We start from the raw sequence: 14,756 nt of genomic DNA on the forward strand, positions 1-14,756 counted from the left end.
CAAAGCCGCCACCGCGTCTCACCCAGAAAAATCCACCCGCCTGCCCGCACTGTCCAGCCCCCACCACCCCCACTTGGGCTAAGTCGCGAAAAAAAAGGAAGAGGTGGGGTTTAACAAAAAGTGCTATCACCCCTGACGTGTCTTATTGCATTGACCGAGGATGCGTGCTCGTCATCTCTCGACCTCCTCTGGATTCACAATCTTGATGTGCGCCGGACACCAAGTTTCGATGTCGTGTGGATTAAACCCTTTACACTTCGAAGCTTCGCTACGGGGAAACACCGCATACTCCACAAGGCCGATGTTATGATAATAGTGACGGCTGTCCTCCCCATACATCCACCAGTCACCTGAACCCGAGTTCATCACGCTCGGTGTGAAAGTCCACACGCTGGATTCCTCGGGGATGATATAGCCAGGATCCATGAGCGTCCCTAGCAGATTTCCCACCGGTGAAAACGGCATGCAAAGAAAGCCGATCATCAAAAACCCAGTGATAACCACCCATCGAAAAACAGTTTTAGATTTAAAAGCCAGAACAATTAAAAAGACGACCCCTAATAAGAGAAATAATGTCATGGTTGGTAGAAGTAGAGAGGACTGCGACCATCCGCCGCGTCAAGCAGCTTTTTCATTCCGTCGTCAGCATATTTATTAGCCTTTTTACCCGAGCCATTATAGGACCTGATGACGGAGCGAACTTGATCTAGCGTCAAATTACCAACATAACCCGGAACACCAGTAATGCGATCAATAAGCTGCCTAATATGAGCAGCCTGATAATAAAGATCCGCTTTCACATCATCACCAGAAATTCTGGTATCCTGATCCCAACCAAAAATGCGATATCGGACATCGTCCGGTAGGGGAGGCCTCTTTAGACTTTTCTCACTGTAAGAGGCCGCATCTCTTAATGTTGGCCTTTGAAGGTTGGCAATTCCCGATGATCCGTCTGCTACGGCCACACCGAAAGCCCGGTCAGGAACTAGATCAAAAAGCCATTCATCCGCGACCTGTAATCCTGTGGTAACAGTGCGTTCTCCAAATTGGATAAACTTTTGAGCTCCAGTTGCATTGGCTCCGTTTTCTTGCTGCAAGATCACGGCCATAATCTCTAGTGGCACATCCTGATATTCTGCTGCGGATTTTATCCATGAACGGATTTTTTCATCAGGAATAATAATATCGGCCCATTCATTGTTCTCAGGCACGTACCACCATAGTTTCAACGGTGACGGTATCGCTCCTGTATGAGATTTAATTTTACCAATGCCGACAATGCCGGTTTTTGTTGCTGGCAAAAACTGCTTTTCGGGAACTATAGGTTTGTAACCATATTGTTTCACTTTAGGCTCACCTGTAGAGATTGGTTGTTCCAATAGAGGCGGTCTGTCAGCGGGCGCAGGCGGAGCCATCACCGGCGGACGGCCAAGAGAGGGCGCTTTCCCCGCCAGCTGCGGCCCGCCCGGCCCCTGTAACTCCTCACCATTGGGCAATTCAGCCACAGACCCTTTGTCATGCATCAGTTGCGTATACGGATTCTCCCCCGGCATCGGCGGACGCTTCTCAAATAAGCGCCTGACCGCAGAATTCGTACCCTCACCCCCAGGCGACCGCTCCGCTAATCCCCGTTGCTCATTCTGCTCCCCGGGTGCCCTAGGCAAAAGATTCGGACGATAAGGCGCAGGAGACTGCCACAGCAAGAATCCAGGCTCAGCCATCTCCCTGGCTCGCCTGACCTCAGGACTGAGGCGGTCCACGGCGTGTGTCGCTCGAGTACCTGCCCCCGGCGGATTCACCAGGTCACCCAGAGCAGGCTCCGCAGGCAGGAGCTGCCTCACCTCCGCCTCATCCATCGTATGCCACGGATTCTGCACCACCGGCCGCATGCCCTGCCACTCCCGCTCATAATCCCCCAGCGCCGGAGCCGGTGCCAGCCTCGGCCTTGCCGTCCCCTCATCCTCCCGCATCACGCAGGCTGCGTGGGCGCTGCCGCAGCACCCGCCCCACCCATCCCGCCAGCCGCAGGCACCCCCGGCACCACAGGCCGTAGCTGCCCATCCTGCTCAGGCCGCAGCACCGCCGGAGGCATCACCCCAGGCACACTCAGTGCCCGCCCTTCCTCCTCCCGCCAGCGCCGGAGCTGCTGCCCCGCCATGGAGCGTGAAAGCGGCCCACCACCGCGCAGCCCGCCCCCCGCCGAAGCCGAACCCCAAGAAGACAACACAGACGAATCACCCATAGCACCCACACCTCCAGATTTAAAAGTTCACCCCGCCGCATCCCGCCCTTAGAGCCCCATGCCCCAAAGCCGCCACCGCGTCTCACCCAGAAAAATCCACCCGCCTGCCCGCACTGTCCAGCCCCCACCACCCCCACTTGGGCTAAGTCGCGAAAAAAAGGAAGAGGTGGGGTTTAACAGAAAGTGCTATTAAATTCTGGCGGCTCCTTTCACGCTGACTGTGGTTGCGTTCTCGTCATCTCCCCGCCCCCCTCACGCTGCCTTCTCCAGCTCCGTCCTCCGCACATCCCGGACCGCAAAGTTCTCCGCCTCCGCCACACCCCACACCAGGTGCTTCGCCAGTAGCCGCATCAGCCCCCGGCTATAGCGGGACCGCGTATAGCCGCCGGAGGCCATGCTGGCGATGTGGAAAGTCGAATGCCTCTCCATCACACTCGCAATGTTAAAGGGAGAAGGCTTCATCGCCAGATTCTTCCCGGCCAGATGGATGCGGAAAATGCGCCCATCATAAAAGTACCGTACCAGTTCCGTCCACGCCTCATGCCACTGAACGATGCGGCGGCAATACCGGTCCATCGCCTTCTTTAGCCGCGCCGGATCACGTAAAACATCCACCCCCTGGGAAAACACACAGGCATCCAGTTGCCGCGCCCCTTCCAGGGACATAAACAGCCCTGGCGAAAGCATCGGGTCCACAAAGCCATACGCATCCCCCAGCAGCACCCAGCCCGGACCGTGGCCCCGCTCAGAAAGGAGCTGGTAGTTTGTATAGGTCATCACCGGGCTCACCCGCCGCGCGCGCTGGCCCTTCGTTGCCAGGATCGGTTCCTGCCGGATCGCCGCCTCCAGCCTCTCCTCCGCCGTCGCCCCCAGCGTCTTCGCATGCTCCTTGCTCACCACGATGCCCACGGAAAGCCGACCGGGCAGGGGAATGCGCCAGCTCCAGCCCGCCCGCAGCACGGAGATGATCACCTGGCCCGGCTCCACCTCATCATGATCGAAGTCCTCAAAATGCGCAAAATAGGCCACATCATTCCGGTCACCCCGCACCGCAGGCAGCTCCATCGCCCGTGCAAAGGCCCGCGCCCGGCCGGAAGCATCCACCAGCAGCGGCCGCGCATCCACACTTAGCCCCGCCTTTTCCAGGCTCGCCTCACCCAGCCGCACCACCGGCTCCCCAGCTTCCATCCCCGCCACCAGCTCCGCCCGTGCATGGATAAAGCGCGCCCCCAGCTCCTCCGCCCGCACCCGCAGTACATTGTCCAGCTCAGGCCTCGGCGTGTTGTAGGAGTACGGGGGCAGATGCCCCTCCACATTTTTAAAGCTAAAATGGATACGGGGCCCCCCATCCGTCACAAAAAAAGACGCTCCTGGTTTCCTCACAGACATCGCCGCCACACGATCCTCGATACCCAGCTTTTGGAAAACCGGCACCACCCCCGGGATCAGCGATTCCCCCACCAGCAGCTCCGGTCGTTTATCATCATCGAAGACCACACAGACAATTCCCCGCATCGCCAGCAGCGCCGCCAGCGTACACCCCGCAGGTCCCGCACCCACGATCACCACATCAGCAGTTCGTTCCATCATTTCAGCCATCATCGCAGCACTACGTCCCACATCAAGCCAGCGCCTCATGAAAACATCAGATCACTCCTGGTCTCCTCCCAGCCGCTTTCGATATCCTGGCAAGGTCTAAATAATCAACGTCTGCGTCATAAATAAAAAGGCAGGTAATTGAGAGCGAAAGATAAAAGTTTAGCCTTAGTATAAATTCAATTTAACGAATAGATTAAACCTCATTTCAATCCTAAAGCCTAAGAAAACGTTACCCGCTACTCAGGCCTTCCGCTTGTCTTCACTCCACTATTCCACCAAATATTCGCCTTTCAGCAGGGCAGGGGATACTCATGAAATGACCGTATGAGACTTATCTGAAATCTAGTTCTTATCATCAAATAAGGCAGTTCGCACGTAAACCACCTCCTTTACTTAACGGACCGGAATGTGAATGAGTTGATGAACTAAGTGATAAGTTTAAGCGTTCATGAACTATCTTCGCCACATTCAATAATCTTGTTGACCTGCTCGCTGGTTGTCGGCAACAAAGGGCCGTACTCGTCCAGCACCCTGCTTTTCGAGCCACATTCCCCCATGTAATTTTGCACGATGCCCACGGACTCATCAGAATTAATTGCTGTCTCAAACGGCACAGTCACTGAGAACCTTAGCATTATCGTGTGCCGCAACAGCCAGGGGGCGGAGGTGCGCGGGACCGTCCACCGCCTAAGCAGGCACATGGTCGTCTTCGAGGTGTATAACCCCTACAGCATCCTCCAGCTCTCCGAGGTGCTGACGGATTTCCGCATCAACGTCAACGACCGCATGCTTTATTCAGGGCGCGGAGTGATCAGCAATCTGGTCAATACCGGCATCATGCTCATCCTGGAGGCTTCCCTTGAGGACGATGGCTGGATTGACGTAGATGTCTTCAACCCCTTCCAGCAGCAGGAGCGCCTCGTCTCTGAATTCACCGAATTCCTCCAGCAGACGGAGCGCACTTATAAGGTGCAGCCGGACTTTAAGGTCGTCGTCGCTGACATGCAGACCCTTCTCACCGATCTCCGCCGCTGGATGGAGCAGGTAGAGCTAGGCGTCCGCTCCATGCCTGCAGGCGACCGCCATCAGGCGGAGCGGGAGATCATCCAAAAGCTGGAAGGCCCCATCGCCCCGGTCGTCCTCCCCCTCATGAGACGGTTTGAAGGCATCGCCGATGGTATCCCGCCAGAGGCCCAGCCTGTCCACCGCAGTTACATCAAGCGCCAGCTTCACCCCCTGGTCCTCTGCGCCCCTTTCGTTTACCGCACCTATGCCAAGCCCCTCGGTTACGCCGGGGATTATGAGATGGTCAGCATGATGCTGCGGGATCCCTATGAAGGTGCCTCCGTCTTCGCCAAGCTGCTGAACAAGCTATACCTGGAAATCCCCCCGGTCATCGCCCATCGCAACCGCATCATCTATCTGGTGGAGCAACTGCACAATGAGACCATCCGCGCCGTCCAGGAGCGCGGAGTTGCCAAAATCTTCAACCTCGGCTGTGGTCCCGCCCAGGAGATCCAAAACTTCCTCACCAATGATCCCGTCTGCGACGGGGCCGATCTCCACCTCCTGGATTTCAATGACGAAACCCTGGAAAATACCACCCGCGTCCTGGAAGACCTCCGTCAGGCCCACGGTCGTAAAACCGCCATCCGGTTAGAAAAACGCTCCGTCCACCAGATCCTCAAAGAAGGCGGCCGTCCTGGCTCCGCCGCCAGCGGCCAGTATGACGTCGTTTACTGTGCGGGCCTCTTCGATTACCTTTCGGACCGCATCTGCCGCCGCCTGTTGGAGATTTTTTATGACATGGTCGCCCCTGGCGGCCTCCTCATTGCCACCAACGTCCACCCCAGCAATCCCTGGCAAAATTGGATGGAATACCTGGCTGAATGGCACTTAGTTTACCGCAATGAAGAGCAGTTTCTGAACCTCGCTCCCTCCCGCGCCCCCGCAGGAGCCTCCAGCGTGCGGGCGGAGGCCACCGGAGTGAATATTTTCCTGGAGGTCCGTAAGCCCCTGAATTGAGGCAGTTCCACCGCCCGCCCGCATGAGTTCCCTCAGCCCACCCATCCTTGAAGGCCTGCCCCTGCAGCATCTGCACCGGCAGTTTCAGGATTATGAGCGGGGCATCCGGGTGCGGAACTACCGCCTGTGCGGCCTCCTGGCCTCCATCGCGGTGCTGGCGGGCTCCTCGCTGGACTGGATGGTGTATGAGGAGGAGGGCATGGCTGCATTTTTTCCGCTGCGGCTCGGCACCGTTCTCACCCTGCTCCTCATCCGCATCATCCTGGGCACGGATTTTGGGCACCACTGGCACCGCCTCCTCGGCCTCGGCATGGCCGCCCCGCTCATGGGCTCCATCGCTTGGATGATTTATGAGAGCGAGGGTGCCGCCTCCCCCTATTATGCGGGGTTAAATCTCATCATGCTCGGTGCCGCCATCCTCATGCGCTGGCCGTTGCTGGACAGCATCCTGGTGGTGATCATGACGCTGGTCATGTACCTCGCCGCCTGCTACGCACACGGGCCCATTGCCAAGCCGAGCATCTTTTACAACAACCTCTACTTCCTGGTCACCACCGCTTTTTTGACCACCGCTGGCACCTGGTTTTACAATAAGATCCGCCTCACCGAGTTTGAGCTCCGCCAGCGCCTGGACAGCAGCCTTGAAAAAATCCAGGAGGCCAACAGCGCCCTCGCCGATTCCTACGGCCAGCTCGAGCAGTCCAAGTCCCAGCTCGAAGAGACCAACACCAAGCTCGAAGAGAATAACAAAAAGCTTCGCGAACTGGACGAAGCCAAAAGCCGCTTCTTTGCCAACGTCAGCCACGAGTTACGCACCCCCCTCACCCTCCTTCTCGCCCCCATCGAGTCCCTCCGCATTCAGGGAGACAGCATCGCCCCCGACCAGCGGGATGACCTCCTCACCACCATGCACAGCAACGCCATGCGCTTGCTGAAACTCATCAACGACCTCCTGGACCTCGTTCGCCTGGAGTCCGGCACCATCCAGATCCGCCGCGCCCCCCTCGCCCTGGAGGACTTCGTTCGCGGCCTCGCCAATGCCGCCATCGGCGTCGCCAAAGACAAGCGCATCCACCTCTCCATCGACTGCCAGCAGGGCCTCGGCCGCGTCCAGGCCGATGCCGAAAAGCTCGAGCGCATCTGCCTCAACCTCCTCTTCAACGCCCTCAAATTCACCCCCTCCGGCGGCACCGTCCAGCTCCACGTCATCCGCGATGGCGACTGGCTCCGCCTCGAAGTCCGCGATTCCGGCGTCGGCATCGCCCCGGAGGACCTGCCCAATATCTTCAGTCGCTTCTGGCAGGCGGATACCTCCTCCCAGCGCAAATACCAGGGCATGGGCATCGGCCTCTCCTTGGTCAAAGAAATCGCCGAAGCCCACGGCGGCTCCGTCTCCGTGGAGAGTGAGCGGGGTAAAGGCACCACCATGGCCGTCATCCTCCCCTATGAGGAAGCCCTGGACACCACTCCTGAAGAGACCGAGGCCGAATCCCACGACCTCCCCCCCGAAGCACAGAAAGAATGGATCAGCGACCTCTACCGTCGCGCGGAGATGTTCCCCGCCATGACCTCCCTCCAGGCCACCCTCCGCCCCGTGGAAGTCGGCCTTGGCAAGCGCTCCAAAAAACCCCGCCTCCTCATCGCCGATGACGAGCCGGACATGCTCCGCTTCCTCCGCAACCAGCTCAGCGAAACCTTCGATATCATCGAAGCCGTGGACGGCCATCAGGCCGTCGAAAAAGCCGCCCAGTTCCTCCCGGACATCATCCTATCAGACATGATGATGCCAGAAAAAGACGGCCTCCAGGTCTGCCGTGAGCTGCGCCAGCGCACCTCCACCCGCACCATCCCCGTCGTCCTCCTCACCGCCCGTGCCGATGAGAAAACCAAGATCGATTGCCTCACCGCCGGTGCCAGTGACTTCCTCGGCAAGCCCTTCTCCCTGACCGAACTTTCCGTTAGGCTCAAAAACCTCACCGATTCACACCTTTACCAGCGGGAGCTCCAGGTCCAAAAACAACGCCTTGAGGCCGCACTCGAGCAGATCAAAGAAACCGAAGCCCTCCTCGTCCGCAACGAAAAGCTCGCCTCCCTAGGCCGCCTCAGCGCCGGGCTCATTCACGAAATCAACAATCCGCTGAACTACGCCAAGCAGGCCCTCTACGTCCTCCGCGATACCGCCACCAAGCTCACCGATGCCGACCGCCCCGACTTCGAAGACACCCTGGGTGATATCGAAAACGGCGTGGACCGCGTCGCCCGCATCATCAGCGACCTCCGCGGCTTCTCCCGCACCACCAGCCAGGTCGCCGGGAATTTTAACGTCAGCCAGGCCGTCCAGACCACCCTCCGCTTCTTCTCCCACGCCATCAAAGACGGCGTCGAAGTCACTACCGATCTCCCCCCTTACCTCGAAGGCACCGGAGACCAAAACCAGTTCATCCAGGTCCTCATCAATCTTATCCAAAACGCCCTGGATGCCATGGCCGGAAAAGAATACCCTGAGGACCAGTCCCGCACCCTGGATATCCGCGCCGCGGAGGCGGACGGCCTCATCACCCTCCGCATCCGGGATAACGGCCCCGGCATCCCAGCGGACATCATGCACAATGTCTTTGATCCCTTCTTCACCACCAAGGACGTCGGTGCCGGCATGGGCCTCGGCCTCTCCATCTGCCATCAGATCATTGCCGAGCACGGCGGGCGCATCCTCCTAGACAGCATCCCCGGCCAGTTCTGCGAATTTACTTTGGAATTTCCCGCTACCGCTTCCATACTCGAAGCTTGATTCATCCACGCCTAATAGACTCAACAATGCAAAACCTCTACGACTACAAACGCTACGCAGTCCTTTACGTTGACGATGAAGAAATGGCGCTGAAGTACTTCGAAAAAACCTTCGGCAACGAGTTCCGCATCCTCACCGCCACCAATGCCAACGAAGGCCTTAAGCTCATCGAATCCCGTGGCGACGAAATCGGCGTCCTTCTTACCGATCAGCGCATGCCCGGCCAGAAAGGCGTCCAGCTCCTCGAGCGCGCCCGCCAGATCCGTCCAAAGATCGTCCGCATGATGATCACCGCCTTTGCGGATTTCGGCGTCACCGTCGATGCCGTCAACTTAGGCAACGTCTTCCGTTATGTCTCCAAGCCCCTCCAGGTGGAAGACATGCGCAACACCCTCCGCCGCGCCATGGAATTCTTCCTCCTCCAGCGTGAGCGCGATGACCTCCTGCGCGAAAAGCTCAGCGTCCTGCAAAACATGGTCATCACAGACCGCGTCATCTCCCTCGGCGTTCTTGCCAGCGGCCTCTGCCAAAACCTGCGCAACCCCCTGGAAGCCGTCCAGACCTTCCTTAACCTCACCCCCACCAAGCTCCGTCAGGAAAGCGTGGATATGGACCGCCTCCAGGACCCCTCCTTCTGGCGGGACTTCCACTCCCAGGTCCTCAAACAGGCCGGCCGCATCTCCGAGCTCATCGGCGAGCTGGACGGTGCCTCCCTTGCGGACATCATCAAAGCCGAAACCCCCGTCGATCCTGTCGAAATCATCCGTACCGTCGTCGCCGAGCTTCAGCCTGCACTCGCAGCTAAAAACATCCGGCTGGAGCTGGAGCTACCTGAAGAACTCCCCGCCATTTCCACGGAGAAAACCCGCTTCGCCCGCATCTTCCAGCTCCTCCTTCAGGATGAGATTGATGTCCTCCCAGCCGGTTCCCGCCTCGCCCTCACCGCCAAAGCCCAGCGCTTCGCGGAAAAGCCTGTCTCCATTCAGTTCACCCTCCAGGATGACGGCCCTGGCCTTCCTCAGGGGGCCCTCCGTTCCGTTTTTGACCCCTTCGCCATCCGGCACGAAGACGCCCCAGACTTCGGCCTCAATCTCATGGCCGTCTTCTTCCTCGTTTACCACCACGGTGGCCACATCCAGGCAGAAAACACCGCCAGCCAAGGAGCCCTCTTCAAGATCGACATCCCCCTCCTCGCCGATCTCCCCCCCTCCACCGCTAGCAGTAGCCGCGACTTCGTCACCAAAGTCCTCATGAACGACCTCCTCTGGGAACGCCTCCTCGCCGGCGATTAAGCCCAAATACGGTAAGCACTCCTGCCCGCCCCCAAACGCCCCCGTCCCCCATGGAGCGCGGGCGTCCCGCCTGCCGTCTTGTGCGTCCCGCGCAAGACCGTTCTAACGCCCCCGTCCGCTCCTCCCAAGTACGGCAGGCACTCCTGCCCGCCCCCAAACGCCCCCGTCCCCCATGGAGCGCACGCGTCTCGCGTGCCGTCTTGTGCGTCCCGCGCAAGACCGTTCTAACGCCCTCGTCCCCCCCAGTACGGCAGGCACTCCCCCCCGCCCCCAAACGCCCCCGTCCCCCATGGAGCGCGCGCGTCCCGCGTGCCGTCTTGTGCGTCCCGCGCAAGACCGTTCTAGCGCCCTCGTCCGCCCCCCAAGTACGGCAGGCACTCCCCCCCGCCTCCAAAAGGAACGCCAGAAAAGCACCCATCCCTCCCGGACGCCCCTCACCCCACCGGTAAAATCTCAACCGGTCTCAGGTATAAAAACTGGTTAGGCACCTCCGCCTCAAACTTCCGTTTAAACCCTGCCTGACCAATCGTAAACGTGTGCACCTTCCGCACCGTCCCGATGCGGCCCATCGGATCCATCGGCGCGCCCGTCAGCATATCGTACTCATATTCCTCCACCACCAGCCGCACCGGCCTGCGGAAGACCCCGCTCTGCAGCGTCAGCGGCTGCGGCCACGGTCCCGGCTCCACGCTCACCGTCCGCAGCTCCAGTTCAAATCCCCTCGAATGCACCGGCCTGTCCTTGGGCCGGAGCTCATGCATCAGCACGCTTTCCCAAAAGTAGCTGGTCAGTAATTGGCCGCTTTCACGTTGCGTCACGCAACCCAGCTCGAATTCGCCCTCCCTCACCTCATACGTCTCTTGCCGCCACCACACCGTCATCTTGGCGAAGACCGCCACCTCCAGCAGCGGCTTCTCCCTCACCGGCTCCTGTGGTCGTCGCGGCGGCTCCATCGTGATCACCCTCCCATTCACCATCACCCCCCGCCCCCCCCGAGGAGCCAGCTCCCCCATCCGCTTGTCGATCCTCCCCTTCGCCGCCGACCTCAATTGCTGAAAATGCGCCCAAGTCATAAAAAATAGTATCATCCTTTGTTATTCCGCCATGTCCCCCTAGTCCCCCCAAAAGACCCTCGCATTAAATACCCCATTCTCCGCCTCCTCCGCCTCTTTGCCCCTCTGCGTTAAACCGATCACACTATACTCCCTCCACCACTCCACCTCACTCCCTCACCCCCACCACAGTCGTCAGCCCGCTCATCACCATCGTCTTCTCATTGCCCGCCTGATAGTTCACCTCCCGCACAGCTGCCTCCAGCATTGCTGTCAGCTCCGCCCACCATGCATTCGCCTGCTCGGCGGCACTCATCCGGTTCCAAAGTTCTTCAGTCACGCAGTTGAATAAAAGGTTCCTTGCTTCCCATCACCACCGTCCCGGTCGCCGGGCAAAACGAAAAATAGTCGAACGCCTGGTCCACCAGTTCCAGGGACCGTTGCAGGATCGTCTCATACTGAGTCTCCTCCCCAAAGTCCCCGTTCATCACGGTCACCCGTCGCGTCGCCTCAGCATCAGGGGGCAGCATCATGGCAGGACAATGTTCAGTGTGTTAAAGTTCACCGTCGTCCCATACACCGGAGCCGCCGCCGTGTTTACACTGTTATAGATTCCCATGCGGTAATGATAACCCGTCCCCAGCGCCAGATCCCCCAGCGTCACTGCCTGCGCCACCGCCGCAAAGCCTGCCACCGTCACCTCCGCCGTGCGGATCCACACCGCATCCACCCTTCGTTTATACTCGAAGAACGCCTTCGCCACATCATGGTTTGCCTTCACCGTCCCCTTCAGCTGCGCCGTATAGCTCAGCACCGGAGCAGCCGTACTCGTCGTCGCCGTCGGCAGCGCGATCCCCGTCCCACGCAGTTCCAGCACATACGGATTTTTCGTCCCTGGCACATCACTGGTTAGGCTCAGCCTCCCTGTCCGGTATCCCGTGGCCGTGGGTAAAAAGCGCACCGCCATCGTCGTGGACTGCCCCGCTTCCAGGCTCGTCCGGCCCACGCTCGTCACCGTCCACTCCGCCGTCTCGCTTGTTGGCAGCAGACCTGTCAGCACCGCATTTCCCACATTCCGCATCGTCACCGTCAGCACCGCATGCTGGCCCGGTAGGGTCCCAGGGAAGGGGAGCACCGCCCCGTCCCCCAGCACCGTCCCCACCGGATGCTCCAGCCGCAGATCCGCCACCGGCAGACCGGAAAACGACACCACCTCATCATGGAACGCCGCGCTCTTTCCCCCCGTCACCACCGCCGCCCGCCCGCGCATCCGCCCACGGATCGGCAGATTCAGCCCCGTCAGCCTCCATCCTCCGCTCATCCGCGTCCCCCGGCCCAGCCGCGTCCACGTCGCCCCCTCATCCTCGCTCAGGTCGAAGACCACCCCCTGCGCCTCCGGCACCGTCCCACCTCGCTGCCATTGCACCTCCGTTTCAGACACCACGGTCAGCACACTCACCGCCGCCTCCGGCCCATTGTAAAACCGCGCCAGCAGATACCTCAGTCCACCCGCCCTCATCTCCGTCCCCGCCGCATACAACTCCCCGCTGGCGGATAGCGCCACCTGCCGCACCTGGCCATGTGACATCGTATTGATAAAGCTCCCGTCATTCGCCCCCGTCGCATCCATCCGCAGCAGCAGCGGTCCCGTCCCCTCACCACCGGCCAGGATCTTCCCATCCGCCTGTAGTGTCAGTGCATACGTCATCCTATCCGCCGGGGTGAAAACCACCGCCTCCTCCTCCCCACCCGTTTCCGTTACCCGCATCAGCCCGCTCACACCCGCCCTTGAAAACAGCACCCGCCCGGCCGCATCCACCGCCAGTGTCAGCACTGCCGCACTTCCAGTTAGGCCTGCATTGAATTCCCCGTCCAGACTCCCGTCCACATTCAGCCGCGCCAGATCCCTCCTCACCGCACCCCCCATGCTGCCGAACAGTCCTCCCGCATAAATCTTCCCGTCCGGCTGCGTCGCCAGGCACATCACCGCACCCTCCGTCCCCGGCTTCCACCCCACATCCAGCAGCCCGCCTGCCGTCACCCGGCCCACCCCCTTGCGGGCCACCCCGGCCAGCGTCGTAAATGCCCCCCCCACGATCACCCCGCCATCCTCCTGCACCAGCAGGCAGTGCACCGTATTGTTAGCATTCATCTTGAAGCCCGCATCCAGGCTTCCGTCCGCATTCAGCCTCGCCAGCCTCTGCCGCGTCACTCCGTGCACCGTCGTAAAGGTCCCTCCCACCAGCCACTTCCCATCCGGCAGCTCCGCCACCGCATGCACCGTCGCATTTACACCCACACCCGTCTGCGCCAGCACCGTGCCTACGGCAGACATCCGCGCAAACCCCTTCCGGTTCAGCCCGTTCACTGTCGCAAACGCGCCCCCCAGCATCAGCCCCGCTGCGGAGAGTGACACCGCATTCACGGCCGTTCCCCCCGTCCCGCCCGTCAGCACCACCTGGAATCCCTCATCCACAGATCCCGGTCCCGCAGTCGCCCGGCCTCGCAATTCCACCGTCAGTGGGGATTCATCCGCATCACTGGTTAGACTCATTTCCACCGCCGCACCTCCAGATTCCGTGGGTTCAGTCGGTTGAAATCTCACCACAAACGTCACCGATTCCCCCGCTGCCACCGGAGACCCCGGCTGCTCCACCACCGTCCATGGCCCCTCCGGCACCACCACCGGTGGAGACCCCAGCTCCATCTCGCTCAGCCCCAGATTCGAAATCACAAACGTCCTCTCCACCACCATCCCCGTCTGCATCGTCCCCCAGTCCACCTCATCTCCATCACCCAGCACCCGCTCCCCCTCGCGCACCTGCATCACCGGCACAAAATCAAACGCCACCACCTCCTCCACCACACCCTCACTGTGTCCGTCACTCGGGAAAGCTCGCGCCCTTACACTCCCGCTGCCATCCAGTTCCAGGCCCGTCACCTGCCAGCCCCCCGGCACCCGCACCACCGTCCCGCCCAGCGGCCCATAGCCCGTCCCCGTATCCACTTCCAGGCTCACCCGCACCGTCTCCGCACCCGCACCCCCGCGCAGCCAGGTCACCCGTCCCTCATCCTCCACCCTCAGCCGGGTGGATGCCTCATCATTAAACATCCGTGCCACCCTCCCACGCGCCACGCCCCCCACCTCCGTGAAAGCCCCCGCCACCATCACCCGTCCATCCCCCAGCAGCGCACCCGCATTCACCGTCCCGTTAGCCGCCGGGGTAAAAGCCGCCTCCACAGTCAGATCATCCTTCAGCCTCACCAGACGCTGCCGCTCCACCCCACCCAGCAGGGTAAAGCCTCCACCCGCCAGCACCTTGCCATCCGTCTGCCCCAGTAGCCATTTCACCGCACCATTCGCCACCAGTCCCGTCTCCTCCAGTTCCCCCGTCTCATCCAGCACCGCCAGGTTCCCGCACACCTCCCCGTTCACCTCAGTAAACTCGCCCTCCACCAGCACCTTTCCCGCCGCCGTCCTCATCACACATAGCCCCGGCCCGTTCAGCCCCTCCCCAGTATTGAAAGACATGTCCGTCGTCCCATCCGCATTCAGCCGTGCTATGCTTGCATTGATCATAAAAGTAGAAAAATAAATAAAAACATCGCTCCCCATCACTCCATCACCTGCTGGCCCACACCCTCCAGCAAACCGCTGCGGGGCCCCTCCCCGCAGCAGTCCTCTCACCGGTCAGTTATACGTGCAGCTCCCATCATCCGCCGTCGCGCTCGGATTATAGTTGTTCGCCAGCGGGTCC

11 protein-coding genes are annotated in these 14,756 nt (G+C 60.4%); 3 read left to right on the top strand and 8 right to left on the bottom strand.

Annotated elements, in window-relative coordinates; genetic code table 11:
* Positions 1 to 171: 171 nt before the first annotated feature.
* From EI77_RS22800 to EI77_RS22815, 4 genes are all read right to left on the bottom strand, one after another.
* On the bottom strand, positions 172 to 465 hold the full coding sequence (locus EI77_RS22800; protein ID WP_133797628.1) for a hypothetical protein: 294 nt from the start codon (positions 463 to 465) through the stop codon (positions 172 to 174).
* 110 nt (positions 466 to 575) lie between these two features.
* Positions 576 to 1,505, bottom strand: coding sequence for a hypothetical protein (locus EI77_RS22805; RefSeq protein ID WP_208300459.1), 930 nt, complete (start codon positions 1,503 to 1,505; stop codon positions 576 to 578).
* A gap of 464 nt (positions 1,506 to 1,969) precedes the next feature.
* Positions 1,970 to 2,227: a hypothetical protein gene (locus EI77_RS22810; protein WP_166647459.1), complete on the bottom strand. Its 258-nt coding sequence runs from the start codon at positions 2,225 to 2,227 to the stop codon at positions 1,970 to 1,972.
* 267 nt (positions 2,228 to 2,494) lie between these two features.
* Positions 2,495 to 3,880: an NAD(P)/FAD-dependent oxidoreductase gene (locus EI77_RS22815; RefSeq protein ID WP_133797630.1), complete on the bottom strand. Its 1,386-nt coding sequence runs from the start codon at positions 3,878 to 3,880 to the stop codon at positions 2,495 to 2,497.
* Positions 3,881 to 4,480: 600 nt separating this feature from the next.
* On the opposite strand from EI77_RS22815, the gene EI77_RS22820 reads away from it, so the two are divergent.
* From EI77_RS22820 to EI77_RS22830, 3 genes are read left to right on the top strand one after another with little or no spacing between them, the layout of a single operon-like run.
* A complete protein-coding gene (locus EI77_RS22820) occupies positions 4,481 to 5,866 on the top strand; it encodes a class I SAM-dependent methyltransferase (protein ID WP_133797631.1) in 1,386 nt (461 codons plus the stop codon).
* Positions 5,867 to 5,888: 22 nt separating this feature from the next.
* Positions 5,889 to 8,654, top strand: coding sequence for an ATP-binding protein (locus tag EI77_RS22825; protein ID WP_133797632.1), 2,766 nt, complete (start codon positions 5,889 to 5,891; stop codon positions 8,652 to 8,654).
* Positions 8,655 to 8,680: 26 nt separating this feature from the next.
* A complete protein-coding gene (locus tag EI77_RS22830) occupies positions 8,681 to 9,946 on the top strand; it encodes a hybrid sensor histidine kinase/response regulator (protein WP_133797633.1) in 1,266 nt (421 codons plus the stop codon).
* Positions 9,947 to 10,380: 434 nt separating this feature from the next.
* Here EI77_RS22830 and EI77_RS22835 read toward each other — a convergent pair whose 3' ends face one another.
* The 4 genes from EI77_RS22835 to EI77_RS24050 all read right to left on the bottom strand — a co-directional run bounded on the left by EI77_RS22835 (position 10,381) and on the right by EI77_RS24050 (position 14,614).
* Complete coding sequence (locus EI77_RS22835) at positions 10,381 to 11,019, bottom strand: hypothetical protein (protein ID WP_133797634.1); 639 nt, start codon at positions 11,017 to 11,019, stop codon at positions 10,381 to 10,383.
* A gap of 148 nt (positions 11,020 to 11,167) precedes the next feature.
* Positions 11,168 to 11,338, bottom strand: coding sequence for a hypothetical protein (locus EI77_RS23490; protein WP_166647461.1), 171 nt, complete (start codon positions 11,336 to 11,338; stop codon positions 11,168 to 11,170).
* A complete protein-coding gene (locus EI77_RS22840) occupies positions 11,331 to 11,531 on the bottom strand; it encodes a hypothetical protein (protein ID WP_133797635.1) in 201 nt (66 codons plus the stop codon). The genes EI77_RS23490 and EI77_RS22840 overlap by 8 nt, the downstream gene beginning before the upstream one ends.
* A complete protein-coding gene (locus tag EI77_RS24050; protein ID WP_341806130.1) occupies positions 11,528 to 14,614 on the bottom strand; it encodes a choice-of-anchor D domain-containing protein in 3,087 nt (1,028 codons plus the stop codon). The genes EI77_RS22840 and EI77_RS24050 overlap by 4 nt, the downstream gene beginning before the upstream one ends.
* Positions 14,615 to 14,756 lie beyond the last annotated feature (142 nt).

This window comes from Prosthecobacter fusiformis (assembly GCF_004364345.1).
GTDB classification, from domain to species: Bacteria; Verrucomicrobiota; Verrucomicrobiia; order Verrucomicrobiales; family Verrucomicrobiaceae; genus Prosthecobacter; species Prosthecobacter fusiformis.

Bases quoted from the DNA above. Each gene is read 5' to 3' on its own strand.
- EI77_RS22800 (WP_133797628.1), bottom strand. From the start codon at position 465: ATGCCGTTTTCACCGGTGGGAAATCTGCTAGGGACGCTCATGGATCCT.
- EI77_RS22815 (WP_133797630.1), bottom strand. From the start codon at position 3,880: ATGAGGCGCTGGCTTGATGTGGGACGTAGTGCTGCGATGATGGCTGAA.
- EI77_RS22825 (WP_133797632.1), top strand. From the start codon at position 5,889: ATGAGTTCCCTCAGCCCACCCATCCTTGAAGGCCTGCCCCTGCAGCAT.
- EI77_RS22830 (WP_133797633.1), top strand. From the start codon at position 8,681: ATGCAAAACCTCTACGACTACAAACGCTACGCAGTCCTTTACGTTGAC.
- EI77_RS22835 (WP_133797634.1), bottom strand. From the start codon at position 11,019: ATGACTTGGGCGCATTTTCAGCAATTGAGGTCGGCGGCGAAGGGGAGG.
- EI77_RS22840 (WP_133797635.1), bottom strand. From the start codon at position 11,531: ATGATGCTGCCCCCTGATGCTGAGGCGACGCGACGGGTGACCGTGATG.
- EI77_RS24050 (WP_341806130.1), bottom strand. From the start codon at position 14,614: ATGGGGAGCGATGTTTTTATTTATTTTTCTACTTTTATGATCAATGCA.